Annotated in this window: 15 protein-coding genes and 1 pseudogene; 10 read left to right on the top strand and 6 right to left on the bottom strand. The window is 70.6% G+C overall.

The genetic code is table 11. The annotated features are described in order from the left end of the window. Nucleotides 1-94 precede the first annotated feature (94 nt). The gene (locus FHT26_RS04690) at nucleotides 95-1,594 is read left to right on the top strand and encodes a Do family serine endopeptidase (protein ID WP_168558999.1); all 1,500 of its coding nucleotides are present in this window, start codon (nucleotides 95-97) and stop codon (nucleotides 1,592-1,594) included. Nucleotides 1,595-1,786: 192 nt separating this feature from the next. Continuing rightward, the gene (locus tag FHT26_RS04685; protein ID WP_168558998.1) at nucleotides 1,787-2,230 is read left to right on the top strand and encodes a carboxypeptidase regulatory-like domain-containing protein; all 444 of its coding nucleotides are present in this window, start codon (nucleotides 1,787-1,789) and stop codon (nucleotides 2,228-2,230) included. Nucleotides 2,231-2,288: 58 nt separating this feature from the next. Here FHT26_RS04685 and FHT26_RS04680 read toward each other — a convergent pair. The 4 genes and pseudogenes from FHT26_RS04680 to kynB form a co-directional block, all read right to left on the bottom strand. Further along, nucleotides 2,289-2,477, bottom strand: a pseudogene (locus tag FHT26_RS04680) (VOC family protein); the annotation flags it as partial. 20 nt (nucleotides 2,478-2,497) lie between these two features. Continuing rightward, nucleotides 2,498-3,349, bottom strand: coding sequence for a tryptophan 2,3-dioxygenase (gene kynA / locus FHT26_RS04675; protein ID WP_168558997.1), 852 nt, complete (start codon nucleotides 3,347-3,349; stop codon nucleotides 2,498-2,500). Continuing rightward, nucleotides 3,346-4,632, bottom strand: a complete 1,287-nt coding sequence (gene kynU, locus FHT26_RS04670) for a kynureninase (RefSeq protein WP_168558996.1) — start codon at nucleotides 4,630-4,632, stop codon at nucleotides 3,346-3,348. Before kynU ends, kynA begins: the two co-directional genes overlap by 4 nt. A gap of 11 nt (nucleotides 4,633-4,643) precedes the next feature. Then, on the bottom strand, nucleotides 4,644-5,267 hold the full coding sequence (kynB, locus tag FHT26_RS04665; RefSeq protein ID WP_168558995.1) for an arylformamidase: 624 nt from the start codon (nucleotides 5,265-5,267) through the stop codon (nucleotides 4,644-4,646). Between the two features lie 149 nt (nucleotides 5,268-5,416). On the opposite strand from kynB, the gene FHT26_RS04660 reads away from it, so the two are divergent. From FHT26_RS04660 to FHT26_RS04635, 7 genes are read left to right on the top strand one after another with little or no spacing between them, the layout of a single operon-like run. Then, nucleotides 5,417-7,783 carry a bifunctional salicylyl-CoA 5-hydroxylase/oxidoreductase gene (locus FHT26_RS04660; protein ID WP_168558994.1) on the top strand — a complete coding sequence of 789 codons (2,367 nt, stop codon included), beginning with the start codon at nucleotides 5,417-5,419 and terminating at the stop codon, nucleotides 7,781-7,783. Between the two features lie 5 nt (nucleotides 7,784-7,788). Further along, nucleotides 7,789-8,646 (top strand): SDR family NAD(P)-dependent oxidoreductase, encoded by an 858-nt coding sequence (locus tag FHT26_RS04655; RefSeq protein WP_168558993.1) that lies wholly within the window; start codon nucleotides 7,789-7,791, stop codon nucleotides 8,644-8,646. Further along, the gene (locus FHT26_RS04650) at nucleotides 8,646-9,221 is read left to right on the top strand and encodes a MarR family winged helix-turn-helix transcriptional regulator (RefSeq protein WP_168558992.1); all 576 of its coding nucleotides are present in this window, start codon (nucleotides 8,646-8,648) and stop codon (nucleotides 9,219-9,221) included. Before FHT26_RS04655 ends, FHT26_RS04650 begins: the two co-directional genes overlap by 1 nt. After that, nucleotides 9,218-10,069, top strand: a complete 852-nt coding sequence (locus FHT26_RS04645; RefSeq protein WP_168558991.1) for an enoyl-CoA hydratase family protein — start codon at nucleotides 9,218-9,220, stop codon at nucleotides 10,067-10,069. Before FHT26_RS04650 ends, FHT26_RS04645 begins: the two co-directional genes overlap by 4 nt. 1 nt (nucleotide 10,070) lies before the next feature. Beyond that, nucleotides 10,071-11,213, top strand: a complete 1,143-nt coding sequence (locus FHT26_RS29480) for an acyl-CoA dehydrogenase family protein (RefSeq protein ID WP_210427248.1) — start codon at nucleotides 10,071-10,073, stop codon at nucleotides 11,211-11,213. Then, nucleotides 11,214-12,821 (top strand): AMP-binding protein, encoded by a 1,608-nt coding sequence (locus FHT26_RS29475; RefSeq protein ID WP_210427247.1) that lies wholly within the window; start codon nucleotides 11,214-11,216, stop codon nucleotides 12,819-12,821. Continuing rightward, the gene (locus tag FHT26_RS04635; RefSeq protein ID WP_168558990.1) at nucleotides 12,818-13,213 is read left to right on the top strand and encodes a RidA family protein; all 396 of its coding nucleotides are present in this window, start codon (nucleotides 12,818-12,820) and stop codon (nucleotides 13,211-13,213) included. The genes FHT26_RS29475 and FHT26_RS04635 overlap by 4 nt, the downstream gene beginning before the upstream one ends. A gap of 15 nt (nucleotides 13,214-13,228) precedes the next feature. Here the strand turns inward: FHT26_RS04635 and FHT26_RS04630 are convergent, their stop codons facing one another. Next, the gene (locus tag FHT26_RS04630) at nucleotides 13,229-14,344 is read right to left on the bottom strand and encodes a catalase family protein (RefSeq protein WP_210427246.1); all 1,116 of its coding nucleotides are present in this window, start codon (nucleotides 14,342-14,344) and stop codon (nucleotides 13,229-13,231) included. Nucleotides 14,345-14,410: 66 nt separating this feature from the next. After that, nucleotides 14,411-17,302: a C1 family peptidase gene (locus tag FHT26_RS04625; protein ID WP_168558989.1), complete on the bottom strand. Its 2,892-nt coding sequence runs from the start codon at nucleotides 17,300-17,302 to the stop codon at nucleotides 14,411-14,413. A gap of 103 nt (nucleotides 17,303-17,405) precedes the next feature. Between FHT26_RS04625 and FHT26_RS04620 the strand changes: the two genes are divergently transcribed. Beyond that, entirely contained in the window at nucleotides 17,406-19,046 is a 1,641-nt protein-coding gene (locus FHT26_RS04620; protein WP_490362770.1) for an MFS transporter, read from the top strand. Nucleotides 19,047-19,169: the final 123 nt, after the last annotated feature.

The raw sequence follows: 19,169 nt of genomic DNA, 5'->3' as shown, positions 1-19,169 counted from the left end.
TTCGCCTCACCAACCCCTAATCGACTTCTAACCGCCGGCCCTTATCTTTCGTCCCATGCGGAATCCCCCGCGACGCTTGTCCCCAGGAGATCACATGAAGATGAAGTCGTTGACCGCTGCGCTCGCTGCAGCCGGCGTGCTGGCCGCCGGATCGGCCGGCGCCTTCAGCCTGACGCCCGAGTGGCTGAAGAGCAAATCCGACGCGAAGCCGGTGGCCGTCACCAGCACCCCGCCGGCCCCGGTGCCGATGCTGCCGGCCGCGGGCCAGGTGCCCAACTACCGCGCGATCGTCGCCACCTCCGGCCCGGCCGTCGTCGGCGTCACCGTCGCCGGCCTGCACAAGGCCTCGGCCGAAGAGCAACAGCAGCAGGGCCTGCCGCCCGGCGCCGAGAACGATCCGTTCTTCCAGTTCTTCCGCGGCCTGCCCGGCTTCCAGCAGCGCGGCCAGCGCAACAACCCGTCGGTGCCGTTCCGCGGCCAGGGCTCGGGCTTCATCATCAGCGCCGACGGCCTGATCCTGACCAACGCCCACGTCGTGCGCGAAGCGAAGGAAGTGACCGTCAAGCTGAGCGACCGCCGCGAGTTCTCGGCCAAGGTGCTGGGCTCCGACGCCGCCACCGACATCGCGGTGCTGCGCATCCAGGCCAAGGACCTGCCGATCGTGCGCCTGGGCGATCCGCAGAACATCGAGGTCGGCGACCCGGTGCTGGCGATCGGCGCGCCGTACGGCTTCGAGCAGACCGCGACCACCGGCATCATCAGCGCAAAGGGCCGCTCTCTGCCCGGCGATGCCGTCGTGCCGTTCATCCAGACCGATGCGGCGGTGAACCCCGGCAACTCCGGCGGCCCGCTGTTCGACGGCAGCGGCGCGGTGATCGGCATCAATGCGCAGATCTACTCGCAGACCGGCGGCTTCCAGGGCCTGAGCTTCGCGATCCCGATCAACGTCGCGCTGAAGGTCAAGGACCAGATCGTCGCGACCGGCCGCGCGACGCACGGCCGCCTGGGCGTCGCGGTGCAGGACGTGAACCAGAGCCTGGCCGAATCCTTCGGCATGAAGCGCCCGGACGGCGCGCTGGTCGCGAAGGTCAGCAAGGACAGCGCCGCCGAGAAGGCCGGCCTGAAGCCGGGCGACGTGATCACCGCGGTGAACGGCGACCCGATCGTGCGCTCGGGTGCGTTGTCGAGCCGCATCGGCCTCGCGGCGCCCGGCGACAAGGTGAAGCTGAGCGTCTGGCGCGACCGCGCCGAGCGGACGATCGACGTGAAGCTGGGCGGTGCCGATCCGGACGAAGACGTGGCGTCGGCCAACGGCGGCGATTCGCAGGGCGTGCAGCTCGGGCTGTCGCTGCGCCAGCTGACGCGCGAAGAGAAGCGCCAGAGCAAGCTGGAGCAGGGCCTGGTGGTCGAGAACGCCGATGGTCCGGCCGCACGCGCCGGCATCGAGGCGGGCGACGTGCTGCTGGCCATCAACGGCAAGCCGGTCACGTCGATCGAGCAGGTGCGCGCGGTGATGGCCGGCAAGCCGAAGAGCGTCGCGCTGCTGGTCGAGCGGGACGGGGAGCGGATCTTCGTGCCGGTGAACCTGGGCTGACGCGGCGTCTCGGCGTTGCCCATGCAAAAGCCGACCTGCGGGTCGGCTTTTTGCTGTCCTACGGAGAAAGGCCTCTGCACTGACACGGCGGTGCGAGGATGCCCGTCCCGCATCGTCGGCCTCGTCCCAGGCACGCTGCGCGCCGCCAGCAGTCCAATGGGGTCACCGTCATGGCAAAGAAAGGACTGCATCATGACCAGCCACAAGACCCTGCTCGCCCCGATCGTCGCTGCCGTCGCGATCGCCTCCACCGCCGTGTGGGCCCAGGACGACCGCGCGCCGCTGCCGGCCTCCAAGCAGGCCGGCGACATCACCTACGTGACCGGCGGCGTGGCCTATGAGGAAGTGCCGGCCTTCAAGGACGCCAAGCACGACTACCCGCTCGCGATCGAGATCTACGAGAAGGCCGGCTCGAAGAACCAGTTCACCGCCGACACGCAGGTCAAGCTGATCGACCGCGAAGGCGACGTCGTCTTCGACGCGCAGGCCGACGGCCCCTACATGCTGGTGAAGGCCCCGCCCGGGCAGTACAAGATGGAAGCCTCGCTGAACGGCAAGACCGTCACGAAGCAGGTCACCGTGAACGCGCGCGGCACGGCCAATCCGGTCGTGGTGTTCCCGCAGGGCACCGATTGAGGCCCGCGGTCGCTCACTGCGTTGACGGCTCGTTCATCAGCGCGGTGTAGCGCCGCTGCATGCCGTACTCGGGGAACGGGTCCGACAGCATCAGCACCGACGGGCCGAGCTGCATTTCGGCATGGCCGATGCGGCCGGACGGTTCGCTGAGGCGGAACAGTTCCTTCGCGCCGAAGGCCTCGGCATAGAACGCCATCGCGGCCGCGGTGTCGCGCACGCGCAGGTAGGTGAAGACTTCGTGGATCATGCGGACTCCTTGTGTGACGGTCACAGGCTCGTGCGCAGCTTCCAGATCTCGGGGAACAGCACCACGTCGAGCATCTTGCGCAGGTAGCTGACGCCGCCGGTGCCGCCGGTGCCGCGCTTGAAGCCGATCACCCGCTCGACCGTCGTCACATGGCGGAAGCGCCAGAGCCGGAACGCATCTTCCAGGTCAGTGAGCTCCTCGCCCAGCTGGTACAAGTCCCAGTGCTGCTGCGGTGCGCGATACGCCACCAGCCACGCCTGCTCGACGCCGTCGTCGCTCACATAGGGCTGCGACCAGTCGCGTTCCACATGCGAGGCCGGCACCGGCAGCCCGCGCCGCGCCAGCAGCCGCAGCGCTTCGTCGTACAGCGACGGCGCGCGGTACGCCGCCTCGACGCGCGCCAGGATCTCCGGCGTGTGCGCATGCGGCTTCAGCATCGCGGCGTTCTTGTTGCCCAGCATGAACTCGATGCAGCGGTACTGCCAGCTCTGGAAGCCGCTGCTGTTGCTCAGGTAGGGCCGGATCGCCGAATACTCCGGTGGCGTCATCGTCGCGAGCACGTCCCAGGCGTGCACCAGCTGCTCCATGATGCGGCTCACGCGCGCCAGCATCTTGAACGCGGTGCCCAGGTCGTCGTTCGCGATGCGCTGCACCGCGGCCCCCAGCTCGTGCAGCATCAGCTTCATCCACAGCTCGCTGGTCTGGTGCTGCACGATGAACAGCATCTCGTTGTGCTCGGGCGACAGCGGGTGCTGCGCGGTCAGCAGTTCGTCGAGGTGCAGGTAGTCGCCATAACTCATGTCGCGCGAGAAATCGAGCTGCGCGCCTTCCTCGCGGACGATGTCTTCGCCGGAACGATGCGAATCGCTCATGTCACCGCCGCACGCTGGTTGAACCGGGCCTGCTGCCACTCGCCCGTCTGCAGCACCTGCGCCAGGTGCTCCACCGCGTCCCACACGTCGACGAAGCGGGTGTACAGCGGCGTGAAGCCGAAGCGCAGCAGGTCGGGCGCACGGAAGTCGCCGATCACGCCGCGCGCGATCAGCGCCTGCATGATCGCGTAGCCGCCGTCGGCGCGTGCGAAGCTCGCCTGGCTGCCGCGCTGCGCCGCATCGCGCGGCGTCTGCAGCGCGAGGCCGTGGCCGGCGCAGCGGGCTTCGACCAGCGCGATGAACAGCTCGGTCAGCGCGATCGACTTGCGGCGCAGCGCCGGCTGCCCGCCGTGCGCCTCGGCCGCGAGCATCGTGTCGACGCCGCATTCCAGCGCCGCCAGCGACAGCACCGGCGGCGTGCCGCAGACGAACCGGGCGATGCCGGCGGCCGGGTGGTAGTCGGGCGTGAACATGAACGGCGCCGCATGGCCGAGCCAGCCCGACAGCGGCTGCCACAGCTGCTCGGCGTCCATGCGGGCGGCGATCGTCGGGTGCATCCACACAAAGGCCGGCGCGCCGGGCCCGCCGTTCAGGTACTTGTAGCCGCAGCCGACCGCGAAGTCGGCCGCGCCGGCGCGCGGGCCGCTGCCCTTCAGGTTCACCGGCACCGCGCCGGCCGAATGCGCCAGGTCCCACACCGCCAGCGCGCCGGCGGCATGCACCGCGAGGTTGGTCTCTTCCATGCGGTGCATGCGGCCGGTGCGGTAGTTCACATGCGTCAGCATCAGCACCGCGAGCCGGTCGTCGATCAGCGCCGGGATCTCGTCGGCATCGGCCAGCACCAGCTCGAAGCCGCGCTGCCGCGCGAGGCTTTCGGCGATGTACAGGTCGGTCGGGAAGTTGAAGCGCTCCGACACGATGCGCTGGCGGCCCGGCGTGTCGCGCTGCGCCAGGTCGAGCGCGGCCGACAGCGCCTTGAACAGGTTCACCGAGGTCGAGTCGGCGACGATCAGTTCGCCGGGCCCGGCGCCCAGCAGCAACGCGATCTTGTCGCCGATGCGCTGCGGCAGGTCGATCCAGCCGGCGGTGTTCCAGCTCTTGATCAGGTCGCGGCCCCATTCGGCGGCGGCCACCTGCTGCACGCGCACCGCGGTGGCGCGCGGCAACGCGCCGAGCGAATTGCCGTCGAGGTAGATCGTGCCGTCGGGCAGGTCGAACAGGTCGCGCAGCGGCGCGAGTTCGTCACGCGCGTCGAGGCCCAGGCAGTCGTGTCGTGTCGTCATCGGAAGGTCTTTCAGAGTTCTCTGAGCACCGCGCGCACCGGCGAAGCGCAGGCCAGCATCAGCTTCAGCGGCAGCGCGATCAGTTCGTAGTCGCCGGCCGGCACGTCGTCGAGCACCAGGTTCTCCAGTACGCGCAGGTCGCGCGCCAGCAGCTGGTGGTGGCTGTCCAGCGTCTTGCTGTCGGCCGGGTCGACCGACTGGCTGTCGATGCCCACCAGCTGCACGCCGCGGTCGGCCAGCCAGACGATGGTCTCGGGCGCGAACGACGTGAAATCGGGCGACCAGGCGGTCGGCGCCTTCAGCACGCTGCGCACCAGCACGCGCGGCGGCAGGTTGGCGGCGAACGGCGCCAGGTGCTCCGGCCGCACCAGCGGGCCGATGCCGATCGCATGGATCACGCGGCAGCGGCCGAGGTACGGGCCGAGGTCGACCGCGCCGATCGCCGGCGCGTCGTCGCCGTAGTGAAGCGGCGCATCGGCATGCGCGCCGATGTGCGGCGACATCGTGATCGCGCTCAGGTTGACCGGGCAGCCCGGACCGATGCGCGCGGTCCAGGCCTGCGAATACGCCTCGTCGCCGGGGAACAGCGGCGAGTCGGGCGCGATCGGTGGAGAGATGTCCCAGATTTTTTTCACGGCCGCACAGTAGCACCGCCGGCGGGGTCGCGGTGTCGGTTATTTCAGACAGCGGGGCGCATCGCGAAGATGCTTGACACCTGAAATATCAAGCCCTAAATTGCGGAAGCGCGGCGATCCCCGCCGCGGCGCCCCGGAGCTCACACAACATGCGCATCGCCTGCATCGGCGGCGGCCCGGCGGGCCTGTACTTCGCGCTGCTGATGAAGAAGCAGGACCCGTCGCACGATGTCACGGTGTTCGAGCGCAACCGCGCCGACGACACCTTCGGCTGGGGCGTGGTGTTCTCCGACCAGACGCTGGGCGCGGTGCAGCGCACCGACCCGCGCAGCGCGGCGCAGATCCTCGACGCGTTCAACCACTGGGACGACGTCGAGGTGCATTTCAAGGGCGAGGTGATCCGCTCGTCCGGCCACGGCTTCTGCGGCATCGGCCGGCGCCAGCTGCTGAACATCCTGCAAGACCGCTGCACCGAAGAAGGCGTGAGGCTGCGCTTCGAGACCGACTGCACCGACGACACCGCGCTCGACGCCGACCTGGTGATCGCCTGCGACGGGCTGAACAGCCGCATCCGCAGCCGCTACGCCGCCACCTTCGAGCCCGATGTCGACACCCGGCTGTGCCGCTTCGTGTGGCTCGGCACGCACCGGCGTTTCGATGCGTTCACGTTCGCGTTCGAGCGCACCGAATGGGGTTGGTTCCAGGTGCACGCCTACCGATTCGATGCCGACACCTCGACCTTCATCGTCGAGGCGCCCGAGCCGGTGTGGCGCGCCGCCGGGCTGGCCGACATGGGCAAGGAAGAGAGCATCGCGTTCTGCGAGACGCTGTTCGCGAAGCTGCTCGACGGCCATGCGCTGATGTCGAACGCGGCGCACCTGCGCGGCTCGGCGCAGTGGATCCGCTTTCCGCGGGTGGTGTGCAAGCGCTGGGTTCATTGGCAAGGCGGCCGGTACGGCCGCGCCCCGGTCGTGCTGATGGGCGACGCGGCGCACACCGCGCATTTCTCGATCGGCTCGGGCACCAAGCTCGCGCTCGAGGACGCGATCGACTTGGCCGCCGCGATCGGCGCCCATCCGGGTGCGCTCGACCAGGCGCTGTCGGCCTACGAGTCGCAGCGCAGCATCGAGGTGCTGAAGATCCAGAACGCGGCGCGCAATTCGACCGAATGGTTCGAGAACGTCGAGCGCCATGCGCGTCTCGACGCGCCGCAGTTCGCCTATTCGCTGCTGACGCGTTCGCAGCGCATCTCGCACGAGAACCTGCGGCTGCGCGATGCGGACTACGTCGGCGGCTACGAGCAGTGGCTGGCTGCGCGCGCCGGCCTCGACGGCACGCATGCGGTGCCGCCGATGTTCACGCCGTTCACGCTGCGCGGCGTGACGCTGAAGAACCGCGTCGTCGTCTCGCCGATGGCGCAGTACAGCGCGGTCGACGGCGTGCCGGGCGACCACCACCTGGTGCACCTGGGCGCGCGGGCGCTGGGCGGGGCGGGGCTGGTGTTCGCCGAGATGACCTGCACCTCGCCCGACGCGCGCATCACGCCGGGCTGCCCGGGGCTTTACACCGATGCGCAGATGGCGGCGTGGAAGCGCATCGTCGATTTCGTGCACCAGGGCAGCAGCGCGAAGATCGCGATGCAGCTGGGCCATGCCGGCGCGAAGGGCTCGACGCGCGCACCGTGGGATGGCGAAGACCTGCCGTTGGCGGAAGGCAATTGGCCGCTGGTCTCGGCCTCGCCGCAGCAGTACCTCGACGGTGTCAGCGCCTGGTCGCAGGCGATGACGCGCGCCGACATGGACCGCGTCACCGCCGATTTCGTCGCCGCGACGAAGCGCGCCGCGCAGGCCGGATTCGACTGGCTCGAACTGCATTGCGCGCACGGCTACCTGCTGTCGTCGTTCCTGTCGCCGCTGACGAACCAGCGCACCGACGTGTACGGCGGGGAGTTGGCGAACCGGCTGCGCTACCCGCTGGAGGTGCTGGTGGCGATGCGCGCGGCCTGGCCGGCCGACAAGCCGCTATCGGTGCGCATCTCGGCGCACGACTGGGTGCCGGGCGGCAACACGCCGGACGATGCGGTGGTCATCGCGCGGGCCTTCAAGGCAGCGGGGGCGGACCTGGTCGACGTGTCGTCGGGGCAGGTCAGCCCGCAGCAGCGGCCGGTGTACGGGCGCATGTACCAGACGCCGTTCGCCGAGGCGATCCGCAACGAGGTCGGCATCGCGACGATGGCGGTCGGCGCGATCTTCGAGGCCGACCATGTGAACGGCATCATCGCGGCCGGCCGTGCCGACCTGTGCGCGATCGCGCGGCCGCACCTCGCGAACCCGGCGTGGACGCTGCTGGAAGCCGCGAAGATCGGCCATGTCAACGGTGTCGGCGCCGATTGGCCGCGGCAGTACCTGTCGGGCAAGTCGCAGCTGGAGCGCAACCTGGAGCGCGAGCGCGCGATGGCGGCGCAGACGGCCGGGCTGTCGGCGCAAGAGCAGGCGAACCTGGCGCAGGGGGTGTGAGCGCGATGAACGGCTTGCATGCGGTGGTGACGGGCGGCGGCAGCGGGATCGGCGAGGCGATTGCGGCGGCGTTGTGGCGCGAGGGGGCGAGCGTCACGCTGATGGGGCGCAGCGAGGCTCGGTTGTTGCAGGCGCGTGAGCGCTTGGCGGCGAGGGCTTCGACGGGCTCAGCCCGACCCTTCGACAAGCTCAGGGCGAACGGGGAAGAAGGGGTTTCGAACGGCGGGACTCCCGTCCGGGCTGAGCCTGTCGAAGCCCTGCCGGCGATTCACGTGTGCCCCGTCGACGTCACGGACCCGAGCAGCGTCGAACGCGCCTTCCAATCCGTTGGCCCGGTCGACATCCTGATCAACAACGCCGGCCAGGTCGAGAGCCAGCCGTTCGCGCGCACCACGCTCGACCAGTGGAACCGCCTGCTGCAGGTCAACCTGACCGGCAGCTTCCTGTGCACGCAGCAGGTGCTGCCCGGCATGACCGAACGCGGCTTCGGCCGCATCGTCAACATCGCGAGCACCGCGGCGCTGAAAGGCTATGCCTACGTCGCCGCCTACTGCGCCGCGAAGCACGGCGTGCTCGGCCTGACCCGCGCGCTCGCGCTCGAAGTCGCGCGCAAGGGCATCACCGTCAACGCCGTCTGCCCCGGCTACACCGACACCGACATCGTCGCCCGCGCGGTCGAGCAGATCGCGAGCAAGACGCAGCGCAGCCCCGATGAAGCCCGCGATGCGCTCGCCGCGGCGAACCCGCAGGGCCGCCTGGTGCGGCCCGGCGAGGTCGCGCAGGCCGTGCTGTGGCTGTGCCGGCGCGAATCGTCCAGCATCACCGGCCAGGCGATCGCGGTGGCCGGCGGGGAGGTGATGTGATGGCCGCTGCGTCGTCCTCATCCCCCCTCGACGGCGGCAGCGAGCCGGCTGAAGTCAGCGATCTCGAATCGCGCCTGGTCGACGACCACCACCAGGCGCTGAAGCTGTGGCTGCGCCTGCTGTCGTGCACCAACCGCATCGAAGCGGTGGTGCGCAACCGGCTGCGCAGCGAGTTCGCGACCACGCTGCCGCGCTTCGACCTGCTGGCGCAGCTGGAGCGCGAGCCGGCCGGGTTGACGATGGGCGAGCTGTCGCAGCGCCTGATGGTGACCGGCGGCAACGTGACCGGCATCACCGACCAGCTCGAAGCCGAAGGCTTGGTGCGCCGCGCGCCGCAGCCGGGCGACCGGCGTGCGTTCGCGGTGCAGCTGACACCGGCCGGCCGGCGCCAGTTCCGGCGCATGGCGGCCACGCACGAGCAGTGGGTCGTCGAGCTGTTCGCCGGCTGGTCGGCCGACGAGAAGACGCAGGTGCAGGACCTGCTCTCGGTGCTGAAGCGCCACCTTGCCGGCGTCGACCATGCGCTGCCCGCCAGACCGCCGAAGAAGACCCGAACGAAGGAGAGAACGTCATGACGCGTGCGATGGATTCCCACCTCGCGGCCGGCAACCGCCAGGGCGCGGCCGCGATCGCGCCGCGGCACGTCGGCTGGGCGCTGCACGGCCGCGTCGGCGTGATCACGCTGAACCGGCCGGAGCGCAAGAACCCGCTGACCTTCGACTCGTATGCCGAGCTGCGCGACCTGTTCCGCACGCTCGCACAGGTCGACGAGGTGCGGGCGATCGTGGTGCAGGGCGCCGGCGAGAACTTCTGCTCCGGCGGCGACGTGCACGAGATCATCGGCCCGCTGACGAAGATGACGATGCCCGACCTGCTGGCCTTCACCCGCATGACCGGCGATTTCGTGAAGGCGATGCGCGCCTGTCCGCAGCCGATCGTGTCGGCGATCGACGGGGTCTGCGCCGGGGCCGGCTCGATCGTCGCGATGGCGTCCGACCTGCGCGTCGGCACCTCGCGCAGCAAGACGGCCTTCCTGTTCTCGCGCGTCGGGCTGGCCGGCTGCGACATGGGCGCCTGCGCGCTGCTGCCGCGCATCGTCGGGCAGGGGCGGGCGTCGGAGCTGCTGTACACCGGCCGCTCGCTGGGCGGCGACGAGGCGCTGCAATGGGGCTTCCTGAACCGGGTCAGCGAACCGGCGGCGCTGCAGGCCGACGCGCTCGCCTGGGCCACCGAGATCGCCGCCGGCCCGGGCTTTGCGCATGCGATGACGAAGCGCATGCTGCACCAGGAATGGGCGATGGGCGTCGACGAGGCGATCGAATCCGAAGCGCAGGCGCAGGCGATCTGCATGATGACGCAGGACTTCCACCGGGCCTACGAGGCCTTCGCCGCGAAGGCCCGCCCCATTTTCGAAGGGGACTGAGATGGCGGCCCACCTCGACTGGCCGTTCTTCGAACCGCGGCATGTCGCACTGGAACGGGACCTCGCGCGCTGGTGCGCCGAGCACCTCGCCGACGTGCCGCACGACGACGTCGACGCCACCTGCCGCCGCCTGGTGAAGCAGCTCGGCGACGCCGGCTGGTTGCGCCATGCCATCGCCGAAAAACCCGGCGACGCGATCGACACCCGCGCGATCTGCCTGCTGCGCGAAACGCTGGCGCGCCACCACGGCCTGGCCGATTTCGCATTCGCGATGCAAGGCCTTGGCTCGGGCGCGATCTCGCTCGACGGCACCGCCGCGCAGCGCGAGCGCTACCTGCCGCGGGTGGCCCGCGGCGACGCCATCGCGGCGTTCGCGCTGTCCGAACCCGAGGCCGGCTCCGACGTGGCCGCGCTGGCCTGCGCGGCGCGCGACGACGGCGATGCCTACGTGATCGACGGCGAGAAGACCTGGATCTCGAACGGCGGCATCGCCGATTTCTACGTGCTGTTCGTGCGCACCGGCGAGGCACCCGGCGCGCGCGGCATCACCGCGCTGATCGTCGATGCCGACACGCCGGGCCTGCAGGTCGCCGAGCGCATCGACCTGATCGCGCCGCACCCGCTCGCGCGGCTGCGCTTCAGCGGCTGCCGCGTGCCGAAGACGCAGCGGCTCGGCGACGCGGGGCAGGGCTTCAAGCTCGCGATGCGCACGCTGGACATCTTCCGCACCTCGGTCGCGGCGGCCGCGCTCGGCTTCGCGCGGCGCGCGCTCGACGAGGCGCTGCAGCGCGCGACGACCCGCCGGATGTTCGGCCAGACGCTGGCCGACTTTCAGATCACGCAGGCGAAGCTCGCGCAGATGGCGACCACCGTCGACAGCGCGGCACTGCTGACCTACCGCGCCGCGTGGCAGCGCGACCAGGGCCGCAACGTGACGCGCGAGGCCGCGATGGCCAAGCTGGCCGCCACCGAGGGCGCGCAGCAGGTGATCGATGCCGCGGTGCAGCTGTGGGGCGGCGCCGGCGTCGTCAGCGGCAACACGGTGGAGACGCTGTACCGCGAGATCCGTGCGCTGCGCATCTACGAAGGCGCGACCGAAGTCCAGCAACTGATCATCGCCCGCGAGCTGTTGAAAGGGGCCTGAATGACCGCGCACGTCGACACCTTCGCCCGCGACCACCTGCCGCCGCCCGACCAGTGGCCCGAGCTGGTGTTCGACCTGCCGGAGCTGCAGTTCCCGGCCGAGCTGAACTGCGCGCACGAGTTGTTGGACCGCTGGGTCGACGAGGGCCACGGCGATCGGCTTTGTGTGCAGGGCCAGGGTGTGCGCTGGACCTATGCCGACCTGCAGGCCCAGGCCAACCGCATCGGCCGCGTACTGGTCGAGGACCTCGGCCTCGTGCCCGGCAACCGCGTGCTGCTGCGCGGCCCGAACTCGCCAATGCTGGCTGCCTGCTGGTTCGGCGTCGTGAAGGCGGGCGGCATCGCGGTCGGCAGCATGCCGCTGCTGCGCGCGAAGGAGCTGGTGCAGATCGTCCACAAGGCCGAGATCAGCCATGCGCTGTGCGACATCCGGCTGGCCGACGAGCTCGCGCTGGCCGGCCCGCAGTGCCCGACGCTCGTGCACGTGCTGCATTTCATGACCGAGCGCGACGGCGGGCTCGAGGCGCGCGCGGCGGGCAAGCCGGCGCAATTCGACGCCGTGCGCACCGCGGCCGACGACACCTGCCTGATGGCCTTCACCTCCGGCACGACCGGCGCGCCGAAGGCGACGCTGCATTTCCACCGCGACGTGATGGCCGCCTGCGCCTGCTGGCCGCGCCACGTGCTGCGGCCGACCGCCGACGATGTGTTCATCGGCAGCCCGCCGCTTGCGTTCACCTTCGGGTTGGGCGGGCTGCTGCTGTTCCCGCTGTCGGTCGGCGCGTCGACGGTGCTGGTCGAGCGGCCTGCGCCCGATGCGCTGCCGGCCGCGATCGCACGGTACCGCGCGACCACGCTGGTGACCTCGCCGACCGCGTACCGCGCGATGGCCGGCCAGCTGGCCACGCACGACCTGTCGTCGCTGCGCCAGTGCGTGTCGGCCGGCGAGGCGCTGCCGGCCGCGACGCGACAGCTGTGGAAGGACGCGAGCGGCATCGAGATCATCGACGGCATCGGGTCGACCGAGCTGCTGCACATCTTCATCTCGCACGACGAGGCGCATGCGCGGCCGGGCGCGACCGGCACGGTGGTGCCGGGTTACCGGGCCTGCGTGCTCGACGATGATGGCCGGCCGCTGCCGCCGGGGCAGGTGGGGCGGCTCGCGATCAAGGGGCCGACCGGCTGCCGCTACCTGGCCGACGACCGCCAGCGCCAGTACGTCAGCGGCGGCTGGAACCTGACCGGCGATGCCTACCTGCAGACCGAGGACGGCTACTTCGTCTACCAGGCGCGCACCGACGACATGATCATCTCGGGCGGCTACAACATCGCCGGGCCGGAGGTGGAGGCGGCCTTGCTGCTGCACCCGGCAGTGGCCGAATGCGGCGTGGTCGGCGTGCCCGACGACGAGCGTGGCCAGGTCGTCAAGGCCTTCGTCGTGCTGCGTGCGGGGCACGCCGGCGATGCGGCGATGGCGAAGGCGCTGCAGGATTTCACCAAGCAGGCGATCGCGCCGTACAAGTACCCGCGGGCGGTGGAGTTTCGCGATGCGCTGCCGCGGACCGAGACGGGCAAGCTGCAGCGGTTCAGGTTGAGGAGTCAAGGATGAAGGTGTTGCAACCCCCCGACTGGCTGCCTCCGCGCGGCTACGCGAACGGCGTCGCCGCCGAAGGCACGCTGGTGTTCGTCGCCGGCCAGATCGGCTGGAACGCACGCTGCGAGTTCGAGAGCGACGATTTCGTCGACCAGGTGCGGCAGGCGCTGCGCAACGTCTGCGCGGTGTTGGCCGAAGGCGGCGCGACGTCGCAGCACATCGTGCGCATGACCTGGTACGTGCTCGACCGCGCCGAGTACCTGGCGCGCGGCCGCGAGGTCGGCGCGGTGTTCCGCGAACTGGTCGGCAGCTACACGATCGCGATGAGCGCGGTGCAGGTCGGCGCGCTGATGGAGCCGCGCGCCCGCGTCGAGATCGAGGTCACCGCGGTCGTGCCTCGGCCCTGACCGGCAGGCGCCCGCTCAGGGCGGCAACTCGTCCGCGGTGTGCGGCTGTGCCATCCGCAGACCGTTGTGCTCGGCCCGGAAACGCGCCGACATCTCGTAGACCCGCTTGCGCACCCGCATCACCGCGCCCAGCGGCCGGTGCGCCGCCAGGCCGTGCCACGGGCTGAACGACATGCCGTCGTCGATCGCGGCCGAACGCGTCTCGGTCCAGGCGAGCTGCGGCCGCATCGCGATGCGGCCGACCGTGACGAACGGGCTCTGGTCCTCGGGCCAGCGCACCGATGCATCCTCGATCGGCATCGCCTGCAGGTCGGTGCACAGCTGCACGCGCACGTCCCATTCGGCGCCGGCCCGCGCGAAGTGCGACAGCACCGCATCGCGCAAGGCCTGCGGCCGGTCGTGCGTCTCGATGGGTGCGCCGGTCAGTGCCTGCAGCTCGGCCGACATCGGCACCACCTGCAGCTTGGCCATGTACGGCCCCCACAGCATCGGCACCTGGCTGAAGTAGGTGTCGCCCAGCGGATGGGTCTGCGCATGCCCGCCGAGCGCCTTCAGCGTGCCGCTTTCGAGCCCGACCTGCTCGATCGCCTTCTCGGCCCCGCGCAGCACCGCCGAGACCGCCTTCTTCAGCGTCGGCACGCGGTCGGTGGTGGCGGCCAGCAGCTTCAGCCCGGCCAGGAACTGCTTCGGCCCGGCCGAGCCGAACACCGGGCCGTCGACCAGCACGAAGTCCTGCGTGAACTGCCCTTCGCTGCCCGGCAGCCGCACGCCGTCGACACCGATCAGCTTGATCGCCATGCCGCGCGGCGTGGACACCGCATCGTCGAGGATGTCGCCGGGGATCGTCGACAGCCGCATCACCAGCGGCCATTCGCCGGGCTGCGCGAACGCCCCCTGCGCATACGCCGGCGGTAGCCCGGGCGGCACGCGCAGTTCGCCGCGCAGCAGGCCGTGGCTTTTGGCGTGCACGCCGCGCAGGCCATGGCCCGAATGCGCCCAGGTGGTCTGCGCGATGCCGCGCATCGTCCTGATGATCTCTTCGCAGGTCTCGGACTCGTCCTCTTCGGCGTGTTCGAACGACGAGTCGTACGGGATCGGCGTGATGTCCATGGCGCCGATGATGGACGCCATCGCGCACCGCGCGCGTCGGACGCGGAACTGAATGCCTGTAGGAGCAGGCCTTCGTTCCGCGGCCGCTCAGTAGCCCCGCAGGTCGTCGACCGGCAGCGCGAGCTCGCCGCCGCGGATGCGCTCCAGCGTGCGTGTGATGACCTCGACATCGTTGTCGAAGCCGCCATGCGACGCCCGTTGCAGCACCGGCTGGCCGTCGGTGCCGAGCGCCGTCTGGATGCGGTCGCCGGTGACCCGCTGGGTGCGCGCCGCCAGCTTCGAATCGGCCGCTGCGGCGCGCCACGTCGCCAGCGCCTCGCCGGTGTCGGACGAGCCGTCCCAGCCGGCGAAGGCCGCGTCGTTGACCGCGTCGAGCCCGAGGATCGGCGTGCGCAGGTCAGTCTCCAGCGCGTTCGACACCAGGTACAGCAGCGACTTGCGGTAGATCGACGCGACGTTGTCGTCGCGCTCGACCTTGTCGGACAGCACGTCCAGGTGCAGCCGCTCCATCACCTGCGGGTCGCCGGCATAGTGCTGGTTCGCGAACGCGACGGTGCAGGCCGGCGCATACAGGTTGACCGATGCGAGGCGCTGCGCCAGGCCGTCGTCGCGGCCGGCGTGCTGGCGCACCGCGAGCGCGGTGAGGAAGTGGCCGAGCGCGATCGAGCCGGCCGAATGGCCGACCAGGTGCAGCTCGAACTGCGCGCCCCAGGTGGCGGCCAGCGACTGGATCGCGTCCAGCAGCAGCTCGCCGCCATGGCGCGGCGAGAAGGCCAGCTGCGCGTTCTCCTTCATCTCGCTCCAGATCGGCTTCGCGAGCGGGCGGCCGATGGTCTTCTCGATCAGCAGGTCGGTCTTGTCGGTCAGCCATTCGCCGGCGCCGGCGCGCGCCGGTTCGCGGTGGAAGGCGTCCGACAGGATGTCGCCGATCGATTCGAGCATGCCGGTCTTCCACACCAGGAACAGCGGGTAGCAGCCGTTGCCGAGCAGGTAGCGGCCCATCGCGCTGGCCCGCTTGACCGCATCGGCCTCGCTGTTCAGGCCGCCGTGCACGTACAGCAGCAGCCGCTTCGGCCCGTCGGGCTGGCTGCGGAACCACTGGTCGGGCAGCGCGTAGGCCTGCTGCTGCAGCTTGCGCGGCTGCTCGTCCTCGGTCAGGTAGCGGCTCACGCGGCCGTCGTTGCCGAGCACCACGCTGTGCCGGTAGGCGAGCGCGGTGTCCCACCAGCCGTTGCGCACCGCATCGCCGCGCGTCGCGGTGCTGCCGCGGGCCGTCTGCTGCGACACCGCGAGCCGCCCGGCGACCACGCCCGGCACGCCGAGCGCGACCACCCAGGCGTCCATGCCGTTGGCCAGCCAGTCGAGGTACGACAGCGTTGCGAAACCGCCGGCGCCCCAGTCGCGGCCCCAGGAGTTCTGCAGCACGAAACCGCGCTCGTTGAAGCCGACCAGCGCGAACGCATGGCCGCCGTCCTTCGACGGCCGGCCGTCGAACGCGATCAGCGGCAGGTCGGCATGGCCGCGCGTTTCTTCGGCGACGTCGGGCACGCCGTCCCAGCCGTCGTGCGTGAAGGCAGAGACGAAGACCGCGCCATGCTGCGCGATGGCAGCCTGCATGTCGGTGATCGACTGCGTGTCGACGCGGTAGTAGACGCCCAGCGTGGTCTGCGTCGCGCGTGTCGCGAAGCCGTAGCGCGCGGTGTCGGACTTGTCGGCCTGGTAGGGCCAGTCCGTCTCCAGGCACACGCCGTTGTTGAACCAGCCCTTCAGCGCGCCGCGGCAGCTCGAGCCTTCGTAGTTCTCGCCTTCGTATTCGTCATGGCGGCGCGCCAGCGTGTAGAGCATGCGCGGGCTGACGGATTCGAAGCTCGCCGGCGTCTTCGCCTTCAGCCAGCGCAGGTAGTTGATGACGCAGCCCAGGCCGAAGCCGGTGCAGGCGCCTTCGCTGCCCTGGTTCAGGATCAGCCCGGCCTTCGCGTAGCCGGGCAGGAAGCGCTGCACGACCTCGGCACTCGGAAACTCGTCGGGCAGCGTCAGCGCCGCCGGCATGTACTGGCGGTCGCGCAGGTCGGCGGTGTCCTTCTTCGTGCGCGACACGCGGTGCGTGCTGCCGGCCGGGCGGCGGGTCTTGGCCGCCGCGGTCCGGGCGGCACCGGCACCGGTGGCCTGCGGCGGCTGCGCCGCGGCCGCGAGCTCGAACACGCTGCGGAACGCGTCCAGCCCGTGCGCGCCGCCGTTGACCAGCTTGCGGGCTGCCGCGAAATCGCCCTTGCCGACCGCGGCGCGGAACTTGTCGGCCTTGTCGAACAGGAACTGCGCGAGCACCACCGCGGCCACCTCGGGTGCGTTTGCCTTGTCCGGGTCGGCATCGAGCGCGAGGCCGATCACCTCGCCGTAGTGCTTGTAGTTGGCGCGGCCGGTCAGCTGCACGAAGCCGCGGCCCTTGTAGCGGGCACCATCGCCGGCCGCGCCGTTGCCGAGGTCGCGGCGCAGGTCGTAGCTGCTGAACGGCGCGCCGCCTGGCGGCGTGTTGAAGCGCGATTGGAACTCGGCGATCGGAACGAACCCTTCGGTCTCGGCGCGGATGGTGCCGAGCGCACCCAGCACCATCGGCCGGTCGACCAGCCCGGCCGCGCGCAGCGCCGCTTCGACATACGGCAGGTAGCGCGCGATGTTGGCCGGCTTGGTGGCCGGGAACAGCTGGCTCACGAGCCCGACGGTCAGCACCGGATCGGTCGCCGGGCCTTCGTCGGCGAGCTTCAGCAGCATCTGGCAGCGCGGGCCGACGATGCCGTCGGCAATGATGCCGATGCCGGCCTGCCAGCGGCGGATCGCGGCGTCGAAGCCGTCGTCGAGGGCCGGATCGGCGGCGGCGAGCACCGGGAAATCCGCGGCATCGGGGCCGAGCTCTGCGGCGAGCGCCTGCGCGAGGCGAGCCACGTCCGGACCGGACGCACCCTTGGAGATCAAGAGCTTCATGGGCTCCTCCGTGGTGGTTGAGACTGCGCGGCCAGTATCGGGCGGCGCGGGTCTACGTCCATCCCACATGTGAATGACGCGGGAGCGGTGCTACCGTTGCGGGATGTCCAGCGCGCCCGTCCTGCCACCCGTTCCGCCACCCGCCGTTCCGCCGCCCGCCGTGCCTTCGGCATCTGCCTGGGCGCCGCTGTCGCTGCCGGTGTTCCGCATGCTGTGGGGCACCTGGGTCGCGGCCAACGTCTGCATGTGGATGAACGACGTCGCGGCGGCCTGGCTGATGACGTCGCTGACGAGCTCGCCGGTGCTGGTGGCGCTGGTGCAGTCGGCGTCGACGCTGCCGGTCTTCCTGCTCGGGTTGCCGAGCGGCGCGATGGCCGACATCCTCGACCGCCGACGCTACTTCATGCTGACGCAGGTGTGGGTGGCCGCGGTCGCGGTGGTGACCTGCACGACGATCGCGTTCGATGCGATGAACGCACCGCTGCTGCTGGTGCTGACCTTCGCGAACGGCATCGGCCTCGCGATGCGCTGGCCGGTGTTCGCGGCCATCGTACCGGAGCTGGTGCCACGCTCGCAGCTGCCGGCGGCGCTGGCGCTGAACGGCATCGCGATGAACGCGTCGCGCATCATCGGGCCGATCCTGGCCGGCGCGATCATCGCGAGCGCCGGCAGCGCTTGGGTGTTCGTGCTGAATGCGCTGCTGTCGATCGGCGCGGCGTTCACGATCAGCCGCTGGAGGCGCGAACAGAAGGTGAGCACGCTGCCGGGCGAGCGCTTCCTCGGCGCGATCCGCGTCGGCGTACAGTACGTGCGCGAATCGGCGCGCATGCACGTGGTGCTGCTGCGGGTGTCGATCTTCTTCCTGCAGTCGACCGCGCTGCTCGCGCTGCTGCCGCTGGTCGCGAAACGGCTGCATGGCGGCGGTGCCGGCACCTTCACGCTGCTGCTGGCGTCGATGGGCGCCGGCGCGATCGGCGCGGCGCTGAACCTGCCGCGCCTGCGCCAGCGGCTGGGGTCGGACGAGCTGGTCCGCTGGGGCTCGTTCGTGCAGGCGATCGCGATGGTGGTGGTGGCGCTGGCGCCGAACGTGCTGGTGGCCGCGACCGCGATGGTGGCGGCCGGCGCGGCATGGATCTCGGTGGCCAATTCGCTGACGGTGTCGGCCCAGCTCGCGCTACCCGACTGGGTGCGTGCGCGCGGCATGTCGATCTACCAGATGGCGCTGATGGGCAGCAGCGCGGCCGGCGCGGCGCTGTGGGGCCAGGTGGCGGCGATGACCGACGTGCGCAGCAGCCTGATGGGCGCGGCCGCGATGGGTTGCGTGGCGCTGCTGCTGACTCGGCGGGTGCGGCTGTCGGCGGTGGCCGAAGAAGACCTGACGCCGGCCAACACGCTGAAGCCGCCGGTCACCGCGCTGCCGCTGGACCCCCACGACGGGCCGGTGCTGATCGCCATCGAGTACCGGATCGACCCGGTGCGCGCCGGCGACTTCCTGCACACGATGCAGGAGCGGCGCAGCAGCTGCCTGCGCCGCGGCGTGCTGTCGTGGAGCCTGTTCCGCGACACCTCCGACCCGGCGCTCTACGTCGAGCAGTTCGTCAACGAATCATGGGCCGAGCACCTGCGGCACTTCGAGCGGATGACGGTGTTCGACATGGAGCTGCGCGAGCGGCGGCTGGGTTTCCACGTGGAGCAGTCGCCGCCGAAGGTGACGCGGTATGTGGCGCAGGGCCTGGGGTCCTAGTCCTTCTTCTCGGATGGGGCAGACGGTTCGTTGTCCTGGCGCCTCGGGTTCAACAGCTTTGGCACCCTCAACAACAGCTTCGGGAGCTTGATGGCCTTCCGGGCGCCGCGCTTGATGTCTTGT

Origin of the sequence: Rhizobacter sp. SG703 (assembly GCF_012275445.1) — a bacterium.
Classification (GTDB): Bacteria; Pseudomonadota; Gammaproteobacteria; order Burkholderiales; family Burkholderiaceae_C; genus Rhizobacter.
Note: the sequence above shows the minus strand (reverse complement) of the source record. Positions and strands in the feature narration are given on the sequence as shown.

Excerpts from the sequence above, each read along its gene's own strand:
- FHT26_RS04655 (WP_168558993.1), top strand. The coding sequence starts at position 7,789 with ATGAACGGCTTGCATGCGGTGGTGACGGGCGGCGGCAGCGGGATCGGC.
- FHT26_RS04650 (WP_168558992.1), top strand. The coding sequence starts at position 8,646 with ATGGCCGCTGCGTCGTCCTCATCCCCCCTCGACGGCGGCAGCGAGCCG.
- FHT26_RS04635 (WP_168558990.1), top strand. The coding sequence starts at position 12,818 with ATGAAGGTGTTGCAACCCCCCGACTGGCTGCCTCCGCGCGGCTACGCG.
- FHT26_RS29475 (WP_210427247.1), top strand. The coding sequence starts at position 11,214 with ATGACCGCGCACGTCGACACCTTCGCCCGCGACCACCTGCCGCCGCCC.
- FHT26_RS04645 (WP_168558991.1), top strand. The coding sequence starts at position 9,218 with ATGACGCGTGCGATGGATTCCCACCTCGCGGCCGGCAACCGCCAGGGC.
- kynA (WP_168558997.1), bottom strand. The coding sequence starts at position 3,349 with ATGAGCGATTCGCATCGTTCCGGCGAAGACATCGTCCGCGAGGAAGGC.
- FHT26_RS04685 (WP_168558998.1), top strand. The coding sequence starts at position 1,787 with ATGACCAGCCACAAGACCCTGCTCGCCCCGATCGTCGCTGCCGTCGCG.
- FHT26_RS04620 (WP_490362770.1), top strand. The coding sequence starts at position 17,406 with ATGTCCAGCGCGCCCGTCCTGCCACCCGTTCCGCCACCCGCCGTTCCG.
- FHT26_RS04625 (WP_168558989.1), bottom strand. The coding sequence starts at position 17,302 with ATGAAGCTCTTGATCTCCAAGGGTGCGTCCGGTCCGGACGTGGCTCGC.
- FHT26_RS04690 (WP_168558999.1), top strand. The coding sequence starts at position 95 with ATGAAGATGAAGTCGTTGACCGCTGCGCTCGCTGCAGCCGGCGTGCTG.
- kynU (WP_168558996.1), bottom strand. The coding sequence starts at position 4,632 with ATGACGACACGACACGACTGCCTGGGCCTCGACGCGCGTGACGAACTC.
- FHT26_RS29480 (WP_210427248.1), top strand. The coding sequence starts at position 10,071 with ATGGCGGCCCACCTCGACTGGCCGTTCTTCGAACCGCGGCATGTCGCA.
- FHT26_RS04630 (WP_210427246.1), bottom strand. The coding sequence starts at position 14,344 with ATGGCGTCCATCATCGGCGCCATGGACATCACGCCGATCCCGTACGAC.
- FHT26_RS04660 (WP_168558994.1), top strand. The coding sequence starts at position 5,417 with ATGCGCATCGCCTGCATCGGCGGCGGCCCGGCGGGCCTGTACTTCGCG.